This window comes from Achromobacter sp. ACRQX (assembly GCF_022346505.1).
Classification (GTDB): Bacteria; Pseudomonadota; Gammaproteobacteria; order Burkholderiales; family Burkholderiaceae_B; genus Achromobacter; species Achromobacter animicus.
The window spans coordinates 90,511-113,807 of the sequence record NZ_JAKRML010000011.1; the positions used below are offsets into that span (position 1 = coordinate 90,511).

Sequence of the window (23,297 nt, forward strand, 5' to 3'; positions counted from 1 at the left end):
CCGGGCCGCCCGGGCCACGCTCCCCACCCATCATGCAACTGAACCGATTCACCGACTTCGGCCTGCGCGTCCTGATGTATCTGACGCAATGCCGCGACCGGCCCGTCGCCGTCACGATTCCCGAGATCGCGGATCGCTTCGGCTTGTCCCGCAATCATCTGGTGAAGGTGGTGCACTTCATGTCGCAGCGCGGCTGGGTCAGCACCACGCGCGGCAAGGGCGGCGGACTCAGCCTCGCCCGTCCCGCCACGGAGTACCGGGTGGGCGATCTGGTGCGGGAACTCGAACAGCAGGGCCCCCTGATCGATTGCCGAGAACCGCCCTGTGCCCTGGATGGCGTGTGCCGGCTGTCCGGCGTGCTGGCGAAGACGCTGCAGGCGTTCTACGACACGCTCAATGGCTACACGCTGGCCGATCTGGTCCGCGAACCCACCGCCGCCGCCATCATCAAGCTGCATCGGGTGGCCTGAAGCCCCGGGCATGATGTTTGGTTATGGCCCCTGCGGCGTTTGGCATTTGCCGGCGCGGGGGCGGCCGTTACAGAATGGGCCCGTTCGCGGTCTTCTTGGATAACGGTATGCGCGTTTGTGTGATCGGCGCCGGCGTGGTCGGTGTGACGTCGGCCTATTTCCTGGCGCGCCAGGGTCATGAGGTGGTGCTGGTCGACAGCCAGCCCCGCCCGGCGGAAGTCTCCAGCTATGCCAACGGCGGCCAGCTCAGCTACAGCTATGTGGCGCCGCTTGCCGGACCCGGCGTGCTGCCCAGCGTGCCGGGATGGCTGCTGCGCCACGACTCGCCACTGCGATTCCGGCCCCGGCTGGACCCGCACCAATGGCGCTGGTGCCTGCAGTTCGCACTGGCCTGCCGCGCATCGGTGGCCAAGGCGTCCACCGCGCAGATGCTGACGCTGTCCTACCTTAGCCGCGATGTCATGCATTCGCTGCTGGAACAGGAAGACCTGGCGTTCGGCCACCTGAAGAACGGCAAGCTCATTGCGTACCGCAGCCCCGATCTGCTGGAAAAGGCGCGCGCGCTGGTGGCCTATCAGGCGGCGCACGGCGCAGACCAGCAGGTGCTGGACGCCGCGCAGGCCGTGGCGCGCGAACCCGCGCTGGCCGGCATGGGCGCCAGCCTGGCGGGCGCCATCTACACCCCCAGCGAAGAAGCCGGCGACTGCCGGCAGTTCACCGAAGCGCTGTTCGACCGCCTGCAAACGATGGGTAACGTGCAGTGCGCCATGTCCAACCCCGTCTCCGGCCTGCAGCGCGAAGGCCGCCGCATCGTCGCGGTCAATACGCGCGACGGCGACATCGGCGCGGATGCCGTGGTGCTGGCCACCGGCATCGGCACGCGGGCGTTGCTCGGTCCGCTGGGCCACGACGTGCCGCTCTATCCCTTGAAGGGCTACAGCCTGACCGTGCCGCTGGCGCCGGACGACACCGTGGCGCCTCGCATCAGCGTCACCGATTACGAACGGCGCATCGTCTACGCCCGCGTGGGCGGCGTGCTGCGGATCGCGGCCATGGTGGACATCGGCAGCAACAACGCCGACATCGACCCGGCGCGCATCAGTCTGCTCAAGCAGCAGGTGCTCGAAGCTTTCCCGCAGCTCGACCTGCGTCAGGCCATTCCGTGGGCGGGTCTGCGCCCGGCCACGCCGACCGGCAAGCCGCTGATCGGCCGCAGCCCCGCGGCGGACAATCTGTGGTTGAACGTGGGGCAGGGGGCGTTGGGCTTCACCTTGTCCTGCGGCAGCGCGGCGTTGCTGACCGCGCAGATGGGGGGAATGGAGTTGCCGCTGGACCCGGCGCCGTTCAAGCCCTGACCGCTAAGCCCGAACCTGGAGCCTGGCGCCTGAGCCCTGCCTCTGTCCCCTCGCGCGCCGCAACAGGCAATGTCCATTTCGCAATAGCCGATGCCATTTCATCGGCAGACGGGCTGACGCCGGCTCAATAGGATAGCGATCATCCTTTGCACGTCGCCGCAATCGGCGGCAGTGAAGGAGCCGATCCATCCTTCGAGTTCATCGCCATGCCCTTTCTCTTTCCGTTGTTCGCCATCCTGTTCTGGGCGGGCAACGTCATCGTCTCCAAGATGGCCGCCAGCGCCATTTCGCCTACCGCCATCACCTTCTACCGCCTGCTGCTGGCGCTGTTCCTGATGGGGCTGTTCACCGCCCGTCCGGCGTGGCGCAACCGGCGGGTCATTCTGCGCCACTGGCCCAAGCTGGCGCTGTACGGCGCGCTGTCGGCGGCTGTGTTCCAGGCGCTGTCCTACCGGGCGGCAGAGACCACCACCGCCACCAACATGGCCATCCTGACGGCGCTGATTCCGCTGCTCAGCATGTTGCTCAGCGTGGTGATCCTGCGCGATCCGCTGACGCTCGGCATGGCCGCCGGCGGCGCGTTGTCGTTCCTGGGCCTTTTGTATCTGGTGGGGCAGGGCGACATGCTCAGCGTGTTCCAGCATGGCGTGCACGTGGGCGACGGCCTGATGCTGCTGGCCGCCTTGTCGTATGCGCTGTACGGCGTGCTGCTGCGCCACTGGAGAGTGCCGGTGCCCGCCTGGCAGTCCACCTTCGTGCAGTCCATCTTCGCGCTGATCTACATGTTCCCGCTCTACCTGCGCGTGCCGGCAGCGCAAGCGGCGCTGGACGTCAATACGGTGCCGCTCATTCTGTATGCCGGCATCTTCTCGTCGGTGTTGCTGTCGTATCTGTGGATCGAAGGCGTGCAGCGCTTGGGGCCCAACCGCTGCAGCATTTTCATCAACCTGCTGCCGCTCTTCACAGCGCTGGCCGCCTTCGTGATGCTGCGCGAACGCCTGCACAGCTATCACCTGCTGGGTGGCGCGGTCACCCTGGCGGGCGTGCTGCTGGCGCAGACCGTGCAGCGGCCGCTGTTCGGCGCCGGACGCGCGCTGGCGGCAGGCAAGGCCTAGCCGGGCATTCACGGGTGCTCACGTCCGGCGCTGGCCTTGCGCCGGAGGGGGTAATGCCTGGCCACGCATTCACGGGCGTTCAAGACAGGCGCCCGCAGCCGCCGCATAGTGGCCGCTTTGCGCGGTGAGGCAATGAGCATTTTCCAGAAGACCACGATTGCGCTGGCCCGCAGCCCGGCGGTCGGCCACATGATGCGGGCGATGGCCGCCCGGACGTCGCTGGCGCGCCGTTTCGTCGGCGGCGCCGATGTGGACGAGGCCGTGCGGACCGCCGTGAAGCTGCGCGAGGCGCACGGCATCCGCGCCTCGCTCTTCTATCTGGGCGAATACGTGGCGGACCGCGCTGCAATCGACCATAACGTCAATCAGGCCGTCGACGCATGCCGGGCGCTGGCCGCGGCCGGCCTGGACGTGCACGTCTCCGTCGATCCGACTGCCATCGGCTACATGCGCGATGACACGCTGGGCGAGGAAAACGCGCGGCGCATCGGCACGGCGGTGCAGCGCTTTGGCGGCCAAGGCTGCGACTGGCTGGTGCTGGACATGGAAGATTCCAGCATCCGCGACCGCACCTGCACGCTGCATCGCACGCTGTTGGAAGCGGGCATCCCCGCCGGCCTCACGCTGCAGGCGCGGCGGCGCCGCACGCCGGAGGACCTGGCCTGGGCGATCCGGCAGCGCACCTCGCTGCGGCTGGTAAAGGGTGCGTTCCCCGAGCGTGAGCTTGACCACGCCGGGCGCGCGCGCATCGACCAGGCCTATCTGGACGCGGCGTCCATCATGCTGTCGCGCGAGGCGCGGGACTCTGGCTTTTACCCGGTCTTCGGCACGCACGACGACCGGCTGGCTGGCGCCATCATCGACCTGGCGCGCGAGCGCGGCTGGCCTGCCGGCAGTTTCGAATTTGAGATGCTTTACGGCGTGCGGCCGGACTGGCAGATCGCGCTGCGCCGGTTGGGCTATAACGTCAGGGTCTATCTCCCGTTTGGCGCGGACTGGTGGCCGTATGCCATCCGCCGCGTGGGGGAAAATCCTCGCAACGCGTGGCTGCTGGCCCGTTCGCTGAAAGTGGACGGGCATTACTTCGGGTAGCCGCGAATGGCTGGCAATTCATGGCGGTTTCTCAACATATCTGGCATTGCGGCGCGGGACTGCCCGGCGACGTACTGATCGCGGATCTGCGCGCGTATCGCTACGCGCCGCATTTCCACGACGCCTGGTCCATCGGCGCCATTGAACACGGCCGCTGCGACTTCACCGTGCAGGGCGTGGCCCATGCCGCCAGCGCGGGTGAGCTGGTGGTCATCGCGCCCGGGCAGGTGCATACCGGCGGCACAGCGGCGGGGGCGCTCGCCTATCGGATGGTCTACATCGATCCCGCGTGGTTCCGGGACCATGAACGGACGGTGCACGCGCACGGTGCGCGGCTGGCGGGGCCGGTGATCGCGGATGCCGCGCTTTGCGCGCAATGGCTGGACGCGCTGGCGCCCGGCGAGATCGCGCCGGCTGAGCGCAGCGCACGCATTTCGGCGGCCCTGTTCGGGACGCTGGCCGCGCATGGAGAGGCGGTGGAGGGCGGTGCTGCGCCAGTCGCCGGCCTCGCCGACGTATGCGCCTTGCTGCGCGAGCGCATGGCGGCGGATCCCGCCTGCGCACCCGACCTGGACGCCTTGGCGCAAGCGCAAAACCGCCATCGCACGACGCTGGTCAAGCAGTTTGCCCGGCGCTATGGATTGCCGCCCCAGGCGTGGCTTCGCAATTGGCGGGTGGCGCGCGCACGGGTGCTGTTGCGCGGCGGCCTGCCGTTGGCCGATGCGGCACAGGCCGTCGGGTTTGCCGACCAGGCGCATCTGACGCGGGTGTTCAAGCAAGTCTACGGCAGCCCGCCGGGCGTGCTGCTCAAGGCCGGCGCGGGCGGCTCCCACACGTTGTGACTGCGGGGCGTCTCAAGCCGGTAGTCCGAGTATTTCCGCGTGAAGAATTCCGCGCCCAGCGACTGCGCCGCGGCAAGCGGCCGCCGCGGATCGAGCGCCACCTCGCCGCGCCGGTTGCCGGCGCCATGCACGTAGCCCACGAAATCCGAATGCGTATACCGCGCATATTCCTGCACCTGATGCACGATGCCCAGCGCCGCGCCGGGATAGGTTTCTTCCGAGGCCACCGCCAACCCCAGCCGCTTGCCGGCCATGCCGGCCTTGACGCGTTCCGGTTCTGGCCCGGATCCCGCGTAATGGCTGAATGACCGGTCGAAGAACGCCTTGGTCTGCGCGGACATGCCATACCAGTAGATGGGCGTGCAGAACAGCACGCCATCGGCGGGCAGGAAGTGTTCAAGGAAGAGTTCGGCGTAACGGTCGGCGGGCGGCTTGGCGTGGCGCAAGTCCGGCAGCAGACCCTGGATGTAGTCGTCCAGGAAATGCACCGACGCCAACGTGCCGGCCGTTTCCGCGCCCTGGCGGGCGGATGCGGCCAGCGCGGCGCTATTGCCATCGCGGCGGGGACTGCCGACCAAGATCAACAAGCGTTTGACTCGATGAGTTGAATTCATGCCTGGCTCCTATCAAAGATAACGATCTGAAGCCGAATGGTGGCGTCATCAGACAAGAAGCGACAACTGATCATTCCTTCACTAAGATGAACGCAATTCATCCCAGGATTCGCGCCCATGTTTGCCACGCTTCCCGTCACAGCGCTGCGTACGTTCGAGGCCGCGGCGCGGTTGCGCAGTTTCAAGCTGGCCGCGGCCGAGTTGTCGGTCACGCCCACCGCGGTGTCGCACCAGGTCAAGGCACTGGAGCGGCATATGGGCTGCGCGCTGTTCGAGCGTGTGCCGCGCGGCGTGCGGCTGACCGACAAGGGGGCGCGTCTGTTTGCCGGCGTACATGGCGCGTTGCTGGACGTCGCGCAGACGCTGGACGCCTTGCGGCCCGCGCCCGAGTCCGGCGCGCTGACCGTGTCCACCACCCATTCCTTTGCCGCTTTGTGGCTGGTGCCGCGGCTGGGGCGCTTTCACGAGGTCTATCCGCAGTACCAGTTGCGCCTGGACGCGTCGCCCGACCCCGTGGACCTGTTGCAGGACGCCAGCGTGGATGTCGCCATCCGCTACAGCCGCCGGCGCTATCCCGGCTTGCACGCGGCCTGCACGCTGCCCGAGTGGTTTGGGGTGTATGGCGCGCCCGCGCAGATCGCGCACGCCGGCCGCCGTGCGCCCGCGCTGGTGACGGTGCGCTGGCGCGATTCGGAACTGTATGACGAAGGCTGGCAGGCATGGTGCGCGGCCGCCGGCCTGCCAGCCTGGCGGCGGCCTGCGGCCGAACATGCCTACACCGAGGAACACTACGCGCTGCAGGCCGCCATTGCAGGCCAAGGCCTGGTGCTGGCCAGTTCGGTCATGGTGTCGGACAGCGTGGCCGCGGGAACGCTGGTTTCCTTCCGGCCGGAGATACGCGTCGCGGGGTCGGCCTACACGGCGCTGTGCGCGCCGGGGCGCGAACGCCACCCGCCGGTCAAGGCTTTCCTGTCGTGGCTGCGCAAGGAATTCCGCGCGTAGCGGCATCCGTGGCCGGATGTGCGGCGGCGCGCGGCAGCAGCGGCAGGGCGGCCAGCATGCAGGATCCCGCGATCAGCCAGGCGACGGGCCACGAGCTCGCGGCGACGATATGCGCGATAGCCAGCGGCGTGGCAAACAGCACCAGATAGACGCAGCTATTGGCCATGCCGAGCGCCGTGCCCGCGCGCGAGGCGCCCGCCAGCGTGGCAAGTTCGGTGTAGGCGACGCCATGCCAGGCCGACGCGCAAATGCCGGCGGCGGCCAGCAGCACGGCCAGGGCGAATACCTGCCATCCGTTGGGGCTGGCGCCCGCCGCCCATGCCGCGCCTGCCAGCGCCGCGTACAACGCAAAGCTCAGCAGCGCGCAGCCGCGCAGGTAAGCGCGCCGGTTGCCGCGGCGATCGGTCCATCGTCCGCTCGCGATGCGCGCGGCCATGGCGCCCAGTTGAACGGCCACCATCACCGCCGTGAGCACGCCGATCCCCGCATGCAGGGCATCGTGCAGGAAGACGGCGGCAAAGGTCAAAACCGCGAACTGCGGGCCGCACATGATGCCGATGGCGAACGCCGCGCGCCAGACGCGGGTGTCGGTCATGGGGCTGCTGCCGGCTGGGCGAGCCGGGGCGGGTGCATAAGAAACTTTCGGCTCGCCAGGCTCCCGCAGCCAGCACGCCGCAAGCAACGCGGCCGTGCCGCACATCACCGCCAGCACGCCAAACACCGCCCCGAACCCGGCATTGGCCGCCAGCCAAGGCAACAGCAGTGCGCCCAGGCCACCGCCCAGCGGCACGGCGGTCTGGCGGATGCTCATTGCCAGTCCGCGCTCGCCGTCGTCGAACCACGCCATCACGGCGCGGCCGCTGGCGCCATTGACGCTGCCGCCCAGCATGCCGACCAGCACCAGCCCCACGGCCAGCAGCCAGAGGCTGGGCACGAAGCCGTCCACCGGCGCCACCCAGCCGCTCATCCAGGCCAGCGCTGCCGCGGTCGAACCCAAACCGCCGAGCAGCACGGGACGGTCGCCCCACCGATCGGTCAGCAATCCCCAAGGCAGCTCAAAGAGCGCCACGCCCAACCCCAACAAGCCCAGCGCCAGCGCCAATTGATCGGTATCGAGACGGTAGCCCGCGCGCATGAAGACAGCGGTGGTGGGCAGGCCGGCCGCCACGGCGGAAAACGCGGTGTTGGCGGCGACGCCCACGGCCAGCACCTTCCAGCGGTGAGGTGGGCGGACAAAGGTAGGGCGATCGGACATGGCAGGCGCCTGCAGAAACATTGACGGCGCCAGTGTGCGCGCCTAGCATGCTTCTGAAAATCAGGAAGTTTTGTACCAATGCTTTTGAAAATCGGGATTATCGAATGAGACCGAGCACGTTCGACCTGGAGGTGCTGCGCAGCTTCGTCGCGGGCGTCGACCTGGGCAGCTTCGGGCGCGCGGCCGATCGCCTGGGCCGGTCGACGTCGGCCGTCAGCGCGCAGCTCAAAAAGCTGGAGGAGCAGGCCGGCGTGCCGCTGCTGCGCAAGGACGGGCGGGGCTTGGCGCTGACCGATGCCGGCGAGACCATGTTGGCCTACGCGCGCCGGCTGCTAGATCTGAACGATCAGGCCGCGCGCGCCGTGCGCGGCACGCAATTGCACGGCCGCGTGCGTCTCGGCCTGCAAGAGGATTTTGCCGAGATGCTGCTGCCGCGCGTGCTCGGCCGCTTTGCGCGCGCCCATCCCAAGGTCCGGATCGAAGCGCGCGTCGCCCGCAACCCGGACCTTCTGGAACGCGTCGCGCTGGGCCAGCTTGATTTGGCGCTGGCCTGGGACCACGACGCCCGCCAGCCGCAGGCACAGCGGCTGGCCGAGCTGCCGATGTGCTGGATCGGGCCCGCGCACCCTGCGCCGGTGCCGGATGCGGACGGCGCGCTGCCGCTGGCGGCCTTCGAGTCGCCCTGCCTGTTCCGCGGCTGCGCCACCGACGCGCTGGACCGCGCCGGCATCGCCTGGCTGGCCGCCTTCACCAGCCCGAGTCTTTCCGGCCTGTGGGCGGCAGTTTCCGCGGGGCTGGGAGTGGCCGTGCGCACGCCCCTTGGCCTGCCGTCCACCGTTCGCGTGATGAAGCCGGGCGAACACAGGTTGCCCGACTTGCCGGTCATCGCGTTGTCGCTGTACCGCGCGCAGGCGCAGCCCGATCCGGTCTGCGCCGCGCTGGACGAAATCCTGGTGCAATGCGTCAATGACAGCGTCGCCGCGTTGGCGGCCACGCGTTTTCAGGAGCGGGCCTCGCTGTGAACCAATTTCATGAAATGACGGTATTCCTAGCCGTGGCGGACGCGGGCAGTTTTTCCGGCGGGGCCCGGCGCCTGGAAATGTCCGCGCCCACCGTCACGCGCAGTGTGGCGGCGCTGGAACGTCGTCTGGGCGCCTTGCTGCTGGTGCGCACCACGCGCAGTCTGCGCCTGACCGAAGCCGGCCAGCGCTATGCCGCCGATTGCCGCCGCATCCTGGAAGACGTTGAACGCGCCGACGACGCCGCCGCCGGTGCTATGGCGGTGCCGCGCGGCGCGCTGGCGATCACCGCGCCCGCGCTGTTTGGCGAGCTGCATGTGATGCCGGCAGTGCTGGGATACTTGCGCGCCCATCGCCAGGTGTCGGTGCGGGCGCTTCTGGTGGATCGCGTCGTCAATCTGGTGGACGAGGACATCGATGTCGCGGTGCGGATCGGCGCGCTGCCCGATTCCTCGTTGACGGCGGTGCCCGTGGGACACGTGCGCCGCGTGGTGTGCGCCGCGCCCGGCTTTCTGCGCGACCATGGCGAGCCGGCCGACCCCGAGTCGCTGCATCGCTTCTGCACCATCACGGCTGCCATGGAAGGCCGCGCGCCGCAGTGGCGTTTTGCGCAGGCCGGCCAGACCGTGCGCCTGAACCTGCAATCGCAGTTGACCGTGACGTCGTTCCAGGCGGCGGTGGCGGCCGCGCGCGAAGGCTGGGGCCTGACGCAGGTAATGTCCTATCAGGTGGCGCCGCACCTGGCCAGCGGCGCCTTGCAGGTGGTGCTGCGCGGCTTCGAGATGCCGCCCGTGCCCGTGCATCTGGTGTATCCGGAAGGGCGCAAAAGCTCGGCCAAGGTGCGCAGCTTTGTGGATTTCTGCGTGGATGCGCTACGCGCGGATCTGGCGGCGCTGCCCGCCTGACGGGTTTATTTCATTTACCGCAAGAGTGTCTTGCCGGCGCCGGCCGTTCCGGATTTGCGTCGCGGGTCCCAACATGGAGTCTCGAATCCACCAGGGAGATCCCCGATGCAAACCAACCCCGCCCCGGCGCAGGCTGCCGCTCCGCTGAAGTTCTACAGTTTCCCGCTGTCCGGCCACGCGCATCGGGTCGCGCTGATGCTGTCACTGCTGGATGTCGCGCACGAACGCATCGACGTCGACCTGCGACAGCGCGAACAAAAGCGGCCTGATTTCCTGGCGCTCAATGCTTTCGGCCAGGTGCCCGTCATCGACGACAACGGCGTCGTGGTGGCCGACTCGACCGCCATCCTGGTGTACCTGGCCAAGCAATACGGCGGCCGCGCCTGGCTGCCGGACGATCCGGTTGGCGCGGCCGCCGTGCAGCGCTGGCTGTCGGTGGCATCGGGGCCGCTGGCCGGCGGGCCCGCGTCGGCGCGGCTGGTGACGCTGTTCGGCGCGCCCCTCGATGTGGACGCCACGTTGACGCGGGCCCATGCGCTGCTTGGGGTGATGGAGGGAGAACTCACGCACCGCGAGTTCCTGGCCGGCAGTGCGCCGACCATCGCCGACGTCGCCTGCTACGCCTATGTGGCGCATGCGCCCGAAGGCAACGTGTCGCTGGCCGATTACCCGCGCATCCGTGCGTGGCTCACGCGCATCGAAAACCTGCCGCGGTTCGTTCCCATGGCTTCGTCGCCCGTGGGCCTGCTGGCCGCCTGAAGACCCGCGCACCCTGCAAGGACACCGTCATGAATCTGCCCGAACACACCGCACCGTCTCCCTGGCATGCGGGCGAACTGCACCTGCAGGAGCACGCCGGCGTGGCCGCGCGCATGGACATGGTGGGCCGCAAGGTCATCCGCGACTACATGCCGGATCAGCATCGCGAATTCTTCGCGCAGTTGCCGTTCGTGGTGGCCGGCGCCGTGGACCCGCAGGGCGACCCGTGGGCCGGCATTCTGGAAGGGCAGCCGGGCTTTGCCGTGTCGCCGGACCCGCATACGCTGCGCATCGCGGCCATGCCGGACGAGGACGATCCGCTGCGCGCCGGGTTGGAATTGGGCCAGCCCGTCGGCTTGCTGGGCATCGAGCTGCACACGCGCCGGCGCAACCGCATGAACGGCCGCATCGCCGCCTGGGATGGCAAGCGCTTCGACGTGGCGGTGGCGCAATCCTTCGGCAATTGTCCGCAGTACATCCAGTCGCGCGACTTCTTCTTCTCGCGCTCGCCGTCGATGCGCTTTGCCGCCGCATTGCCGGAGCGCGCCGGACTGGATGACGCGGCGCGCGCGCTGATCTCGGCGTCCGACACCTTCTTTGTCGCCAGCTATGCCGGGCACGCCGTCGACGTGTCGCACCGGGGCGGCAAGCCCGGCTTCGTGCGGGTGGATGGCGACGTGCTGACCATTCCGGACTTTTCCGGCAACCGCTTTTTCAACACCCTGGGCAACCTGGCCGCGAATCCCGTTGCCGGTCTGCTGTTCATCGACTTTGAACGCGGCGACCTGCTGCAACTGACGGGGCGCGCCGAGGTGATTCTGGACAGCCCCGAAATCGCCGTGTTCGAGGGCGCCGAACGCCTGTGGCGCGTGCACGTGCGCCGCGTGGTCCGCCGGCCGGGTGCGCTGGCCCTGCGCTGGCGCTTCGATGCGTGGTCGCCCACTGCACTGGCGACCGGGCGGTGGCCGGCAGCCGCATAGTCTCAGGCGTCCGCCACCTTGCGCACGACCGTGTCGTCGGGGTGCAGCAGGCGGCCGTCCTGCGCGCGGATCTCCATCCGTTGCACCGGCTGCCCGCGCTGGCGGTCGATCAGGGTGGAATGCGCCTCATCGGGGCCGTAGTAGTGGTCCTCGCCCCACTGGCGCAGTCCGACGATCACCGGAAACAGCGCCTTGCCTTTATCCGTGAGCACGTATTCCTGGTAGGCGCTGCCGTCGGACGCCGGCGCGACGGCAAGAATGCCGTGCGCGACCAGCGTGCGCAGCCGGTCGCTCAGGATGTTCTTGGCCATGCCCAGGCTTTTCTGGAATTCACCAAACCGGCGCAGGCCGTCAAAGGCATCCCTCACGATAAGCAGTGACCACCAGTCGCCGATGGCGTCGAGCGAGCGCGCGACCGGGCAGGCGGCGCCTTCAAGGCTGGTGCGTTTGACCATGCGGGCTCCTTGCGGTTTTTCAGAACGAAGTTGGTTGCATTATAAAACCTGGAGGTCTAGCATTCTGGTTTTGTAATAAAACCAGATTAATCATGAACCCGACCGCCCGATCCGACCCGCCCGAAGGCGATGCGACCCCCTCGATGCCGCCCGCGCTGGTTTTCCTGCTGGCAGCGGCGTGCGCGCTCAGCGTCGCCAACGTCTATTACGCGCAGCCGTTGCTCGACGCCATCGGCCGCGAATTCCGCCTGGACCAGGCGGCCGTGGGCATCGTTATCACCGCCACCCAACTGGGCTGCGCGCTGGCGCTGTTCTTCGTGGTGCCGTTGGGCGACCTCCTGGATCGGCGGCGGCTGTTGCTGGGGCAGTTGGGACTTCTGGTGCTGGCCTTGGCCGCGGTGGCGGCGTCTGCGAACGCGCCGTGGCTGCTGGCTGGAATGGTGGCGTTGGGATTGCTGGGCACGGCGATGACGCAGGGCCTGCTTGCGCTGTCCGCGGCGCTGGCGGCGCCGGCTGAGCGCGGACGTGTCGTAGGCGCGGCGCAGGGCGGGGTGGTCATCGGCCTGTTGCTGGCGCGCACCTTGGCCGGCGCGCTGGCGGACTTGTGGGGCTGGCGCGCGGTGTATGTGGCGTCGGCCATTCTGTCGGCGGTGCTGGCGCTGGTGCTGGTCCGCTGGCTGCCGCGGCGGCAGCTGCCGGTGGCCGGGCTGGGCTACGGCGGGCTGCTGCGTTCCGTCTTCACGTTGCTGGTCACGGAACGCGTGCTGCGCGTGCGCGGCATGATCGCGCTGTTGATGTTCGCCGCATTCAGCGCGTTCTGGACCGCGCTGGTGCTGCCGCTGAGCGCGCCGCCGCATTCGCTGTCGCACACGGCGGTGGGGGCGTTCGGACTGGTCGGGGTGGTGGGCGTGCTGATGGCGGCGCGCGCCGGCCGTCAGGCCGACGCCGGGCATGGCCAGCGCACCACCGCCATCGGCCTGGCGCTGCTGTGCATGGCGTGGGCGCCGATCGCCTTGCTGGACCACAGCCTGTGGCTGCTGGCGCTGGGCGTGCTGGCGCTGGACCTGGCGCTGCAGGCGCTGCACGTGACCAATCAGGCGATGATCTTCAGCATCAGCGCGCAGGCGCACAGCCGGCTGGTGGCCGGCTACATGATGTTCTACGCGGTGGGCAGCGGCCTGGGGTCGATTGCCGCGACCGCCGTGTACGCCCGCGCGGGCTGGCTGGGCGTGTGTGTGCTGGGCGCGGGCATCAGCGTGGCGGCGTTGGGGTTCTGGGCGGCGACGGTGCCGCGCGGGGCGCGCGCGGTGTGTCCCGCTGACGGACAGGCGCGCATCTAGCCGCGCGCGCCCGCCGTTTTCCGATCACGCCAGCCAGCGCTTGATGCGGCCGGCCAGCGCTTCGCGGCTGATGCCGTAGCGGTCATGCAGGGTAGGCAGGGCGCCGGCATCCAGGAACGCGTCCGGCAGCCCGGCCAGCTGGAACCCGGCCGGCTGCACGCGGTGCCGCAGCAATGCGCTGGCCACCGCTTCGCCCAGCCCGCCGATCACCGAATGGTTCTCGGCCACGACCACCAGCCGGTGCTTGTAGCGCACCGCCTCGACCAGGCTGGCTTCGTCCAGCGGCTTGATGGTCGGGCTGTGCATCACCGCCACGCCGATGTTGTCGCGCGCCAGGTCCTCGGCGGCTTCCAGCGCGCGCATCGTCATGATGCCGCTGGCAATGATGAGCACGTCGCTGCCTTCGCGCAGCATCTTTGCCTTGCCCAGCTCGAACCGGTAGCCCTCGATCTCGTCGAGCACCAGCGGCACCTGGCCGCGCAGCAGGCGCATGTACACCGGGCCCTGGTGCTCGGCGATCTGCGGCACGGCCTGTTCGATGTCCAGCGCGTCGCACGGATCGACGATGGTCAGGCCCGGAATGCCGCGCATCATCGCCAGGTCTTCGGTGGCCTGGTGGCTGGGGCCGTAGCCGGTCGTCAGCCCGGGCAGCGCGCAGCAGATCTTGACGTTGAGGTTTTCCTCGGCGATGACCTGATGGATGAAATCGTAGGCGCGCCGCGTGCCGAACACCGCATAAGTCGTGGCGAACGGCACCAGGCCCTCCTTGGCCATGCCGCCCGCCGCGCCCATCAGCAGCTGCTCGGCCATGCCCATCTGGTAGAAGCGCTCGGGATACGCCTGCGCGAACAGGTGCAGGTCGGTGTATTTGGCCAGGTCGGCCGTCAGGCCCACGACGTCCGGACGCGATTCCGCGTACGCGACCAGCGCCTTGCCGAAGGGCGCCGCGCGGACGCGCTGCCCCTCCGAGGCAATCGACGCGATCATCGCGGACGTGGTGAGGCGGGGCTTTTGCTGGGTGCTGGCGCTGCTCATGACCAGGCTCCTTCGGTCGTGGGGGTGGGGCGGTTCTGGTCCAGGATGTCGAGCGCCTGTTGCCATTCCGGCGGGTCGACGCGGATGAAGTGGTTTTTCTCGCGTTGCTCAAGAAACGGGATGCCCTTGCCCATCCGGGTATCAAACAGGATGACGCGCGGCTTGGCGTCGGGCAGCGCGCGCGCGGTATCGAACGCCTGCACGACGGCGGGCAGGTCGTTGCCGTCCACGCGCTGCACGTGCCAGCCAAAGGCTGCCCACTTGTCAGCCAGCGGCTCGAATCCCATCACCTTGCCCGACGGGCCGTCCGCCTGCTGGTTGTTGATGTCGACCAGGCAGATGAGGTTGTCCAGTTCGTGGTGTGCGGCGCCCATTGCCGCTTCCCAGGTCGAGCCCTCGTCCAGCTCGCCGTCCGACATGGAGTTGTAGACGAAGGCCGGATTGCGCTTGTGCTTGAGCCCCAGCGCGATGCCGACGCCGATGGACAGGCCCTGGCCCAGCGATCCGCCCGAGATCTCCATGCCCGGCGTGTAGGTCGCCATGCCGGACATGGGCAGACGGCTGTCGTCGCTGCCATAGGTGTCGAGTTCGCTTTCCGGGATGATGCCGGCCTCGATCAGCGCCGCGTAGTGGGCAATGGCGTAGTGGCCATGCGACAGGAGAAAGCGGTCGCGGCCTTCCCATTGCGCGTCGCCCGGCTGTACGTTCATGGCGTGGCGGTAGGCGACTGCCAGCACGTCGGCCCAGCCGAGCGCCTGGCCGATGTAGCCCTGGCCCTGGACTTCGCCCATGCGGACCGCGTAGTGGCGGATGCGCCAGGCGGCGGACGCCAGGTCGCTCAAAGATTTGGACTGCTCCATTCGAAGCTCCCTATTCATGGTGTGGGGTTCATTTCAGGATGCTGGCGGGCACGTAGGACACCAGTCCCAGCACCGCAAAGGCGACCAGATAGAAGGGCGCCAGCTCGCGCACGGTCTGGCCGACCTTCACTTTGGCCAGTGCACTGGTGATGAAAAGCGTGGTGCCGACGGGTGGCGTATACAGGCCGATGGCCAGGTTCACGACCATCATCACGCCCAGCTGCGTCATGTCCATGCCGATGCTCTGCGCCAGCGGCACGAACACCGGCGCCAGCAGCAGCACGGCGGCGGGCAGGTCGATGAACATGCCCAGAAACAGCATCATCAGGTTCATCAGCAGGATGACCAGCCATTTGGCGTGGACGTTTTCCTGGACCCAATGCGCGATGCCCTGCGGCGTCTGGTCGAAGGTCAGCAGCCAGCCGATGGCCGAGGACGCCATGATCACCAGCAGGACCACGCCGGTCGCCAGCCCCGCGTGGACGATGGCGGCATTGAGCCGCGACCACGACAGATCGCGGTACATCACGGCCGACACCAGGCCCGCGTAGAACGTGGACAGGACCGCGACCTCGGTCGGGGTGGCAATGCCGAACCGCAGGAACACGATGATCAGCAGCGGCAGAACGACGGCGGGCAAGGCATACAACAGGTGCCGGCGGAACGCCGCGCCGTTGAAGGGCGACGTGTCGCGGGGAAAGTTGCGGCGGCGGCCCACCCACCAGCAGGCCAGCATGAAGCCGCCGCACAGCAGCAGGCCGGGCAGAATCCCCGCAACGAACAGCGACGCGATCGACGCATTGGCGGCAAGGGCAAACAGGATCAGCGGGATCGACGGCGGAATCAGGATGTCGATGGTGGCGGCGGCGGCCAGCGTGGCGGCCGAGAAGGCGGCCGGGTAGCCCAGCCGCTTGTGCCACGGAATCATCAGCGAGCCGATGGCCGACGCATCCGCCACCGCCGAGCCCGACACGCCGCCGAACAGCGTGGACGACAGCACGCCGACCTGCGCGGGTCCGCCGTGATAGCGGCCGATCAGCGCGGACAGCACGCCCACCAGCGCTTCGCCGAGCTTGCCGCCCATCATCAGCGACCCGGTCAGCATGAAGAACGGAATGGCGATCAGGGGAAAGCTCTGCACCTGCGAGACCATCTGCTGGACCACCACGTCCAGCGGCACGCGGTCCGTGCTGGCGACGGCCGCCATGGCGGCGACGAGCAAGGCGTGGGCGATGGGCATGGCCGCAACGGCGGCGCCCATGAAGACGATCAGAATCAATGCACTCATGGCTGTTCTCCCGTCACCAGTGCACGGCGGGCGCCTGCGGCTCGCCGTCGGGCTGCGCCGCGGCGTCGCGGCAATGCCAGCTCTGCCACGCCGACTGCCCCGCCAGCACGGCGAGCAGCAGCATCCCGCCCATCACGCACCCGTAGGTGAGCGAGCCGGGCATTTGCAGGATGGGGGATTTTTCGTCGTGGACGATCTCGATCATGTTGAACGTCGCCCAGGACAGCGTGGCGTACAGGACGGCGACCACGCTCCAGGCCGCGGCCGCGACCACGCGGCGGGCATGAGCCGGCAAGGCGTCCATCAGGAACGTGGTGGCGATATGCGCGTTGTGCAGCGCGGCCAGCACAACCCCTGACATGACGAGCCAGGGAAAAAGCAGTTCGGGGATCTCGTTGGCCCATTCCAGGCTTGAACCGGTTGCGTATCGCAGTGCGGTGTTGACGACGAGGATCACGAAGATCACCGTGGTGGACAGCCACAGGATCACGCGGCATATGCCGTCGATGACCTTGCCGACCAGTCCGTGTCGATCGGTATTCATGTTGTCTCCTGCCTTGTGGCCGGTCCGCCGCCGTGCCGTCGCGAGGGACGGGACGGGGCGGCCGAAAGGACATATCAGTTGCCGCGCGCCGCGGCCAGAACCTTCTTCACGTACGGGCCGATGGGACCGGCCAGCCATTTTTCGTCGACCGGCGCGGTGGCCTTGGCGAATGCGGCGGTGTCCGGCGTCGTGACCTGCACGCCCTTGGCTTTCAGATCGGCCAGCAGCCGCGTGTCGGCGTCCCGGCTCAGCTTGCGCTGAAAGGCCGACGCTTCGTCGGCGGCTTCACGCACGGCCTTGCGGTCGGCGTCGCTCAGCCGGTCCCAGGTGCGCTTGCTCATCAGGAAGGGCGTCATCTGGAACTGGTGATTGGTCATCGCCAGGTGCTTCTGCACTTCGTACAGCTTGCTGGCCTCGAAGTTCACCAGCGGATTCTCCTGGCCGTCCACCACGCCCTGCTGCAACGCCACATACAGTTCCGCGAACTTGATCTGCTGCGCCTGCGCGCCCAGGGCGTTCATGATGTCGACCAGCGTCGCGTCGGGCGGCACCCGCATCTTCAGGCCCTTCATGTCCTCGACCTTGTTGATGGGATGCTTGCTGTTGGTCATCTGGCGGATGCCGTTGTCCCAGGTTCCCAGCAGGATCAGGTTCTTGGCGGCCGATTTTTCGGCCAGCTCCTTGCCCAGCGGCCCGTCCAGCAGCTTGAATGCCGCGCTGGCGTCCGGGAACAGGAATGGCATGCCGAAGGCGGCGTACTCCGGCACGGCGGCGGCGACGGCGCCCTGGGAGTTGGCGCTCATGTCCAGGGCGCCCGTGCGCAGCGCAGTGACCATGGCGGCGTCGTCGCCCAACTGCGCGGACGGCGCGACCTGGACTTCGATGCGCCCGCCTGTCTTTGCCTTCAGCACCTCGGCAAACTTCACCGAGGCGTCGTGGCGGGGATTGCCGACGGCTGCGCCGTGGCCCAGCGTCAGCTTGAGGTTTTGCGCCTGCGCCGCCAGCGGCAGCAGGGTGGCGGCGGCCAGGACCAGGCCCGCCTGAAGCATTTTTCTGCTTTTCATGATGTCTCCTCCAATTTTTTGTGGGGTGCTGCGGATCAGTGAATCAACATGCCTCCGTTGACGTCCAGCGTGATGCCCGTGCAGTACGCCGACAGGTCGCTCGCCAGGAACACGCACGCGCCCGCCACGTCGTCCGCCCGGCCCAGGCGTGCCAGCGGGATGGTGCCTTCGATGTCGGCCTTGCGCTCGGCGGACAGCTTGCCTTGCGTGATGTCGGTTTCGATCAGGCCGGGTGTGATGCAGTTGATCCGGATGCCGTCGCCGCCGAACTCGCGCGCCATGGCCCGCGCCAGGCCCAGCACGCCTGCCTTCGCGGCGGAGTAGTGCGGTCCGCCAAAGATGCCGCCGCCGCGTTGGGCCGATACCGACGAGATGCAGACGATGGACCCCGAACGTTGCGCCTGCATGGCGGGCAGGACGGCCTGCGACAGGTAGAGCGTGCCGCGCAGGCTCACGTCCAGGATGCGGTCGTAGTCGGCGCCGGTGATCTCCAGCGTCTTGACCGGCTGCGTAATGCCGGCGTTGTTCACCAGGATGTCGATCCTGCCGAACGTCTTGACGGCCTGTTCGATGGCCGCGATGCAGGCCGTCTTGTCGGTCACGTCCGCCACCAGCCCCAGATGGCCGTCGCCCAGCCGGGCGGCGGCGCGGGCGGGCTCGGCGCGTTCCAGGTCCAGGATCACCACGCGCGCGCCGTGCGCAGCCATCTGGCGGGCGGTGGCAAATCCCAGTCCGTTGATTCCTGCGCCGCCGGAAATCACGGCCACCTTGTCCTTGAGCAACATCTGTCTTCCTCCTGTCCTTGTTATGGAATCGATGCGGACCATTCTGGAGGCCGTCTAGCATTAAGACAAACGATGTGTCATCAGTCTAAGATGACGAATCGTCATCTGAAGTCAGGGACAACCCCATGCCTGCGCTGCCGCCCATCGTCAACCTGCTGGCGTTCGAAGCCGTGGCGCGCCGCCGCAGCTTTGCCATCGCCGCTACCGAATTGCACCTGACTGCTTCGGCGGTCAGCCACCAGATTTCGCGGCTGGAATCGGACCTGGGCGTGCGCCTGTTCGAGCGCAGCGCGCACGGCGTGCGGCTGAGCAGCGCGGGCGAACAATATCTGGTGCGAATCGGCGGGGCGCTTGCGGCGATCTCATCGGCCACCGAAGACCTGCGCCAGGGCGTCAGCAACAGCCTGTATGTGCACTCCGCGCCCAGCATCGCCAGCTTGTGGCTGATGCCGCGGCTGCGGCGGTTTGCCGAGGCGCATCCGCACGTGGCGCTGAACCTGTCGGCCGCGCATTCGCACAGTGATTTCGCGCTGGGGCAGTCGGACATCGACATCCGCTACGGCGTACCGCATTGGGATGATGTGGTGGTGGAGCCGCTGTTCGAAGAACGGATACTGCCGCTGGCCAGCGCGGCGTTCATTCGCGAACACGGCATCAAGCGCATCGACCAGTTGCTGGACGTGCCGCTGATCCAGAGCAACGTCAGCGTCATTCAGTGGTCCGACTGGTTCGGCCGCTATTCGGAGCGGCGTGCGCCGGATCACTTCACGATCCGCTTCGACCGCGCGCAGATGTCGCTGGACGCGGCGGCGCAGGGATTGGGCGTGGCGCTGGAAAGCGCCACCATTGCCGGCATGCATCTGGCGCAGGGCAGCCTGCAGCCGGTATTCGGAATGGCCAAGGCCATTGCGGTGAAGGCGCACTTTGCCGTCTACCCGGCGCGGCACGCCAAGCGTCCTTCCGTGGAGGCTTTTCTTGCCTGGATCCACGCCGAGGCGGCCGCGACGGCGATCACACGCTGAGCCCGGCCCGCCCAAGCAGGCCGGGACAATGCGTCAGGGCTGCACGTCGTACTCGGCCGTGCCCAGCACGACCGCCGCCAGGCCCGGCGCCTGCGTCAGCTTGTGCAGCGCAAAGGCTTGCGCGGTGGCGATCTTGGCGTTGTGGAAGTCCGGGTCTTCAGCCTGCAGGTCCAGGCTGGCAAGCAGGGCGCGGGCCATCTGCCAGCCGGCGAACGTCGTGCCCGCCAGCAGCAGGTAAGGCACCGCGGCGCCAAAGACCGCATTGGGATTGCCGGCCGCGTTGGCAAGAATGAACCCGACCGCGCTGGCCAGCGCTTCGCGGGCCTCGCGCAGCGGCTTGAGCATGCGGCCGGCGGCCGGCTCGGTGCGGGCCTGAAGGTCGGCCTCGGTCTGGCGCACCGCGTCCAGCAGCGCGCGCGCCACGGCGCCGCCGTCGCGCAGCGTCTTGCGGCCAACGAGGTCGTTGGCCTGGATGGCGGTCGTGCCTTCGTAGATGGTCAGGATGCGGGCGTCGCGGTAGAACTGCGCGGCGCCGGTCTCTTCGATGAAGCCCATGCCGCCATGGACCTGCACGCCCAGGCTCGCGACATCGATCGACATCTCGGTGCACCAGCCCTTGACGATCGGCACCAGGTATTCCTGGATCGCCAGGTGGCGCTTGCGCGTGTCGGCGTCGGGACTGGCGTGGGCCAGGTCGGCATGGCCGGCGGTCACGTAGGCCAGCGCGCGGCCCGCTTCGGTCAGGGCGCGCATCGTGCCCAGCATGCGGCGCACGTCCGGGTGCTGGATGATGGGCACGGCGTCGCGCGACGAGCCGTCCACCGGGCGGCTCTGCACGCGCTCGGCGGCATAGGCCAACGCGTGCTGGTAGGCGCGGTCGGCGATGGCGATGCCCTGAACGCCCACCGCGTAGCGGGCGGCGTTCATCATGATGAACATGGCGTCCAGGCCACGGTTTTCCTGGCCGACCAGGTAACCCAGCGCGCCGCCGGCGTCGCCGAACTGCAGCGTGCAGGTGGGGCTGGCCTTGATGCCCAGCTTGTGCTCGATGGACACGCAGGTCACATCGTTGCGCGCGCCCAGCGAGCCGTCTTCATTGACCAGGAACTTGGGCACCAAAAAGAGCGAAATGCCCTTCACGCCCTCGGGCGCATCAGGCAGGCGGGCCAGCACCAGATGCAGGATGTTCTCGGCAAGGTCGTGCTCGCCATAGGTGATGAAGATCTTGGTGCCGGACAGGCGGTAGGTGCCGTCGCCCACCGGCTGGGCGCGCGTGCGGACCATGGCAAGGTCCGAGCCGGCCTGCGGCTCGGTCAGGTTCATGGTGCCGGTCCATCGGCCGGAGATCATGGGGCCGATGAAGCGATCGCGCAGCTCGGGCGAGCCAGCCGTCATCAGGGCTTCGATGGCGCCGTTGGTCAGCAGCGGGCACAGCGCGAACGACAGGTTCGCGGCGTTCAGCATTTCAGAGCACGGCGAGCCGATCAGCCCGGGCAGCCCCTGGCCGCCGTATTCGGCAGGGTGGGACAGGCCCTGCCAACCGGCGTCTGCATATTGGCGGAAGGCCTGCTTGAAGCCGGGGGCGGTGGTCACCGCGCCGTCCTGCCAGGTGCTGGGCGCCTTGTCCGCCGGGTGGTTCAACGGCGCCAGGACTTCGGCGGCGAAGTGGGCGGATTCTTCCAGCACGGCTTGCGCGGTGTCGGGCGTGGCCTCCTCGAAACCGGGCAGGGCGGCCACCTGCTGCAGACCGGCCAGATGGTTCAACACGAACAGCATGTCTTTCACGGGGGCTTGGTACGTCATGGCGTAGGCGCTCCTGGTTTTATGGTTAAGCGGATCAGGCCGGCTTGCCGGGGTCGGCCACGTCGATGGCCGACGTGGCGCCGACCGCGGCGCGCAGCTCGAATTTCTGGATCTTGCCGGTGGAAGTCTTGGGCAGGTCACCGAAGCGTACCGCGCGCGGCACCTTGAAGCCGGACAACAGCAGCTTGCAGTGCGCGATGATCTCTTCGGCGGTGGCGGTGCAGCCGGGCTTGAGCTCGACGAAGGCGCAGGGCGTTTCGCCCCATTTGGGATCGGGCATGGCCACCACGGCTACCGCCGCCACGGCGGGATGCCGGTACAGCGCGTCCTCGACTTCGATGCTGGAGATGTTCTCGCCGCCCGAGATGATGATGTCCTTGCTGCGGTCCTTGATGCGGACATAGCCGTCGGCCGTCATCACGCCCAGGTCGCCGGTGTGGAACCAGCCCCCGGCAAAGGCGTCCTCGGTCGCGCGCGCGTTCTTCAGGTAACCCTTCATGCAGATGTTGCCGCGGAACATGACCTCGCCGATGGTTTCCTCATCGCGCGGCACTTCGGCCATCGTTTCCGGGTTGCGCACCGACACGCCGGCCTGCAGGTGATAGCGCACGCCCTGGCGCGCGGTCAGCAGCGCGCGGCGCTCGGGGTCCAGCGCGTCCCAGGCGTCCTGGTGCGCGCAGACGGCGGCCGGTCCGTAGACTTCGGTCAGGCCATACACGTGGGTCAGCTCAAAGCCGATCTCCCGCATCTTGTCGATGACGGCTGGCGCGGGCGCGGCGCCCGCCACCATGGTGCGCACTGTGTGCGTGATGCCCGCGCGCAGCTCGGCCGGCGCGTTGGCCAGCGCGCTCTGCACGATGGGCGCGCCGCAGTAGTGGGTGACGCCTTCGTCGCGGATCAGGTCGAACACCGTCTTGGGATCGAACTTGCGCAGGCACACGTTCACGCCCGCACGCGCCGCGATGGTCCAGGCGAAGCACCAGCCGTTGCAATGAAAGAGCGGCAGCGTCCACAGGTAGACGGGATGCTTGGGCATGTCCCATTCGAGGATGTTGCTGACCGCGTTCAGGTAGGCGCCACGGTAGTGATAGACCACGCCCTTCGGGTCGCCCGTGGTGCCGGACGTGTAGTTCAGCGCGATGGCGTCCCATTCGTCCGCGGGCGGCTTCCAGTCGAAGGTGGCGGGCGCGGCGGCCAGGAAATCCTCGTAGTCGGCGGCTCCCGGTAACGTGGCGGCGGCGCCTTCCAGGTCGTGCACCGAGATGATTTTCAGGTGCGGGAATTCCGCACGCGCGCGCTGCGCGACGTCGGCGTATTCGGTGTCGATGATGAGCGCGCGGGCCTCGCCGTGGCCCAGCATGAACAGCACGCTGGGCGCGTCCAGCCGCGTGTTCAACGTGTTCAGCACGGCGCCCAGCATGGGCACGCCGAAGTGCGCTTCCACCATGGCGGGGATGTTGGGCAGCATGACGGCAACCGTGTCACCGCGCTGGATGCCCGCCTGCGCCAGCGCGCCGGCCAGGCGCTGGGCGCGTTCATACGTTTGCGCCCAGGTGCGGCGGATCTTGCCGTGGACGACGGCCAGCTTCTGGCCATAGACCTGCGCCGCGCGGGCGATGAAATCCACCGGGGTCAGGGCTTCGTGATTGGCTTCGCGGCGCGCGAGGCCGTGATCGAACATGCCGGTCATGCT

At 68.2% G+C, this 23,297-nt stretch carries 23 protein-coding genes; 12 read left to right on the plus strand and 11 right to left on the minus strand.

Features of this window, described 5'->3' with window-relative positions:
- Window positions 1-32 precede the first annotated feature (32 nt).
- The 5 genes from MHZ91_RS12630 (at window position 33) to MHZ91_RS12650 (ending at window position 4,874) form a co-directional block, all read left to right on the plus strand.
- Window positions 33-470: an Rrf2 family transcriptional regulator gene (locus MHZ91_RS12630; RefSeq protein ID WP_175185039.1), complete on the plus strand. Its 438-nt coding sequence runs from the start codon at window positions 33-35 to the stop codon at window positions 468-470.
- 107 nt (window positions 471-577) lie between these two features.
- Window positions 578-1,825, plus strand: coding sequence for a D-amino acid dehydrogenase (locus MHZ91_RS12635; protein ID WP_239213870.1), 1,248 nt, complete (start codon window positions 578-580; stop codon window positions 1,823-1,825).
- A gap of 206 nt (window positions 1,826-2,031) precedes the next feature.
- Window positions 2,032-2,940, plus strand: a complete 909-nt coding sequence (locus MHZ91_RS12640) for a DMT family transporter (protein ID WP_239213871.1) — start codon at window positions 2,032-2,034, stop codon at window positions 2,938-2,940.
- Window positions 2,941-3,072: 132 nt separating this feature from the next.
- The gene (locus MHZ91_RS12645; RefSeq protein WP_239213872.1) at window positions 3,073-4,032 is read left to right on the plus strand and encodes a proline dehydrogenase family protein; all 960 of its coding nucleotides are present in this window, start codon (window positions 3,073-3,075) and stop codon (window positions 4,030-4,032) included.
- 20 nt (window positions 4,033-4,052) lie between these two features.
- Entirely contained in the window at window positions 4,053-4,874 is an 822-nt protein-coding gene (locus MHZ91_RS12650; protein ID WP_239213873.1) for an AraC family transcriptional regulator, read from the plus strand.
- Here the strand turns inward: MHZ91_RS12650 and MHZ91_RS12655 are convergent.
- Entirely contained in the window at window positions 4,814-5,488 is a 675-nt protein-coding gene (locus MHZ91_RS12655) for a flavodoxin family protein (RefSeq protein ID WP_239213874.1), read from the minus strand. The two genes, MHZ91_RS12650 and MHZ91_RS12655, sit on opposite strands and share 61 nt — an antisense overlap.
- A 117-nt stretch (window positions 5,489-5,605) precedes the next feature.
- Between MHZ91_RS12655 and MHZ91_RS12660 the strand changes: the two genes are divergently transcribed.
- Window positions 5,606-6,490, plus strand: coding sequence for a LysR substrate-binding domain-containing protein (locus MHZ91_RS12660; protein ID WP_239213875.1), 885 nt, complete (start codon window positions 5,606-5,608; stop codon window positions 6,488-6,490).
- Here the strand turns inward: MHZ91_RS12660 and MHZ91_RS12665 are convergent.
- A complete protein-coding gene (locus tag MHZ91_RS12665) occupies window positions 6,447-7,745 on the minus strand; it encodes an MFS transporter (RefSeq protein WP_239213876.1) in 1,299 nt (432 codons plus the stop codon). The two genes, MHZ91_RS12660 and MHZ91_RS12665, sit on opposite strands and share 44 nt — an antisense overlap.
- 104 nt (window positions 7,746-7,849) lie before the next feature.
- On the opposite strand from MHZ91_RS12665, the gene MHZ91_RS12670 reads away from it, so the two are divergent.
- The 4 genes from MHZ91_RS12670 to MHZ91_RS12685 all read left to right on the plus strand — a co-directional run bounded on the left by MHZ91_RS12670 (window position 7,850) and on the right by MHZ91_RS12685 (window position 11,408).
- Window positions 7,850-8,767, plus strand: coding sequence for a LysR substrate-binding domain-containing protein (locus MHZ91_RS12670; protein ID WP_239213877.1), 918 nt, complete (start codon window positions 7,850-7,852; stop codon window positions 8,765-8,767).
- A complete protein-coding gene (locus tag MHZ91_RS12675) occupies window positions 8,764-9,669 on the plus strand; it encodes a LysR family transcriptional regulator (RefSeq protein ID WP_239213880.1) in 906 nt (301 codons plus the stop codon). The genes MHZ91_RS12670 and MHZ91_RS12675 overlap by 4 nt, the downstream gene beginning before the upstream one ends.
- Before the next feature lie 105 nt (window positions 9,670-9,774).
- Complete coding sequence (locus MHZ91_RS12680) at window positions 9,775-10,428, plus strand: glutathione S-transferase family protein (RefSeq protein ID WP_239213883.1); 654 nt, start codon at window positions 9,775-9,777, stop codon at window positions 10,426-10,428.
- A gap of 29 nt (window positions 10,429-10,457) precedes the next feature.
- A complete protein-coding gene (locus MHZ91_RS12685; RefSeq protein WP_239213885.1) occupies window positions 10,458-11,408 on the plus strand; it encodes a pyridoxamine 5'-phosphate oxidase family protein in 951 nt (316 codons plus the stop codon).
- Window positions 11,409-11,410: 2 nt separating this feature from the next.
- Here MHZ91_RS12685 and MHZ91_RS12690 read toward each other — a convergent pair whose 3' ends face one another.
- Window positions 11,411-11,863 (minus strand): helix-turn-helix domain-containing protein, encoded by a 453-nt coding sequence (locus MHZ91_RS12690; protein WP_218343399.1) that lies wholly within the window; start codon window positions 11,861-11,863, stop codon window positions 11,411-11,413.
- Window positions 11,864-11,955: 92 nt separating this feature from the next.
- Here MHZ91_RS12690 and MHZ91_RS12695 point away from each other — a divergent pair, with 92 nt between their 5' ends.
- Window positions 11,956-13,203 (plus strand): MFS transporter, encoded by a 1,248-nt coding sequence (locus MHZ91_RS12695; protein WP_239213888.1) that lies wholly within the window; start codon window positions 11,956-11,958, stop codon window positions 13,201-13,203.
- A gap of 24 nt (window positions 13,204-13,227) precedes the next feature.
- On the opposite strand, the gene MHZ91_RS12700 is transcribed toward MHZ91_RS12695, so the two are convergent.
- From MHZ91_RS12700 to MHZ91_RS12725, 6 genes are all read right to left on the minus strand, one after another.
- Complete coding sequence (locus MHZ91_RS12700; RefSeq protein ID WP_175124075.1) at window positions 13,228-14,238, minus strand: transketolase family protein; 1,011 nt, start codon at window positions 14,236-14,238, stop codon at window positions 13,228-13,230.
- On the minus strand, window positions 14,235-15,098 hold the full coding sequence (locus MHZ91_RS12705) for a transketolase (RefSeq protein ID WP_239213891.1): 864 nt from the start codon (window positions 15,096-15,098) through the stop codon (window positions 14,235-14,237). The genes MHZ91_RS12700 and MHZ91_RS12705 overlap by 4 nt, the downstream gene beginning before the upstream one ends.
- Before the next feature lie 28 nt (window positions 15,099-15,126).
- Entirely contained in the window at window positions 15,127-16,386 is a 1,260-nt protein-coding gene (locus MHZ91_RS12710) for a TRAP transporter large permease (protein WP_218343401.1), read from the minus strand.
- Between the two features lie 13 nt (window positions 16,387-16,399).
- Window positions 16,400-16,930: a TRAP transporter small permease gene (locus MHZ91_RS12715; RefSeq protein WP_239213894.1), complete on the minus strand. Its 531-nt coding sequence runs from the start codon at window positions 16,928-16,930 to the stop codon at window positions 16,400-16,402.
- Between the two features lie 74 nt (window positions 16,931-17,004).
- A complete protein-coding gene (locus tag MHZ91_RS12720; RefSeq protein ID WP_175138497.1) occupies window positions 17,005-17,994 on the minus strand; it encodes a TRAP transporter substrate-binding protein in 990 nt (329 codons plus the stop codon).
- Window positions 17,995-18,029: 35 nt separating this feature from the next.
- A complete protein-coding gene (locus MHZ91_RS12725; RefSeq protein ID WP_218343403.1) occupies window positions 18,030-18,779 on the minus strand; it encodes an SDR family NAD(P)-dependent oxidoreductase in 750 nt (249 codons plus the stop codon).
- Window positions 18,780-18,904: 125 nt separating this feature from the next.
- Between MHZ91_RS12725 and MHZ91_RS12730 the strand changes: the two genes are divergently transcribed.
- A complete protein-coding gene (locus tag MHZ91_RS12730) occupies window positions 18,905-19,801 on the plus strand; it encodes a LysR substrate-binding domain-containing protein (protein WP_175138495.1) in 897 nt (298 codons plus the stop codon).
- A 33-nt stretch (window positions 19,802-19,834) separates the two neighbouring features.
- On the opposite strand, the gene MHZ91_RS12735 is transcribed toward MHZ91_RS12730, so the two are convergent.
- Entirely contained in the window at window positions 19,835-21,604 is a 1,770-nt protein-coding gene (locus MHZ91_RS12735) for an acyl-CoA dehydrogenase (protein ID WP_239213896.1), read from the minus strand.
- Between the two features lie 34 nt (window positions 21,605-21,638).
- Complete coding sequence (locus tag MHZ91_RS12740) at window positions 21,639-23,294, minus strand: acyl-CoA synthetase (RefSeq protein ID WP_175138493.1); 1,656 nt, start codon at window positions 23,292-23,294, stop codon at window positions 21,639-21,641.
- Between the last annotated feature and the right edge of the window lie 3 nt (window positions 23,295-23,297).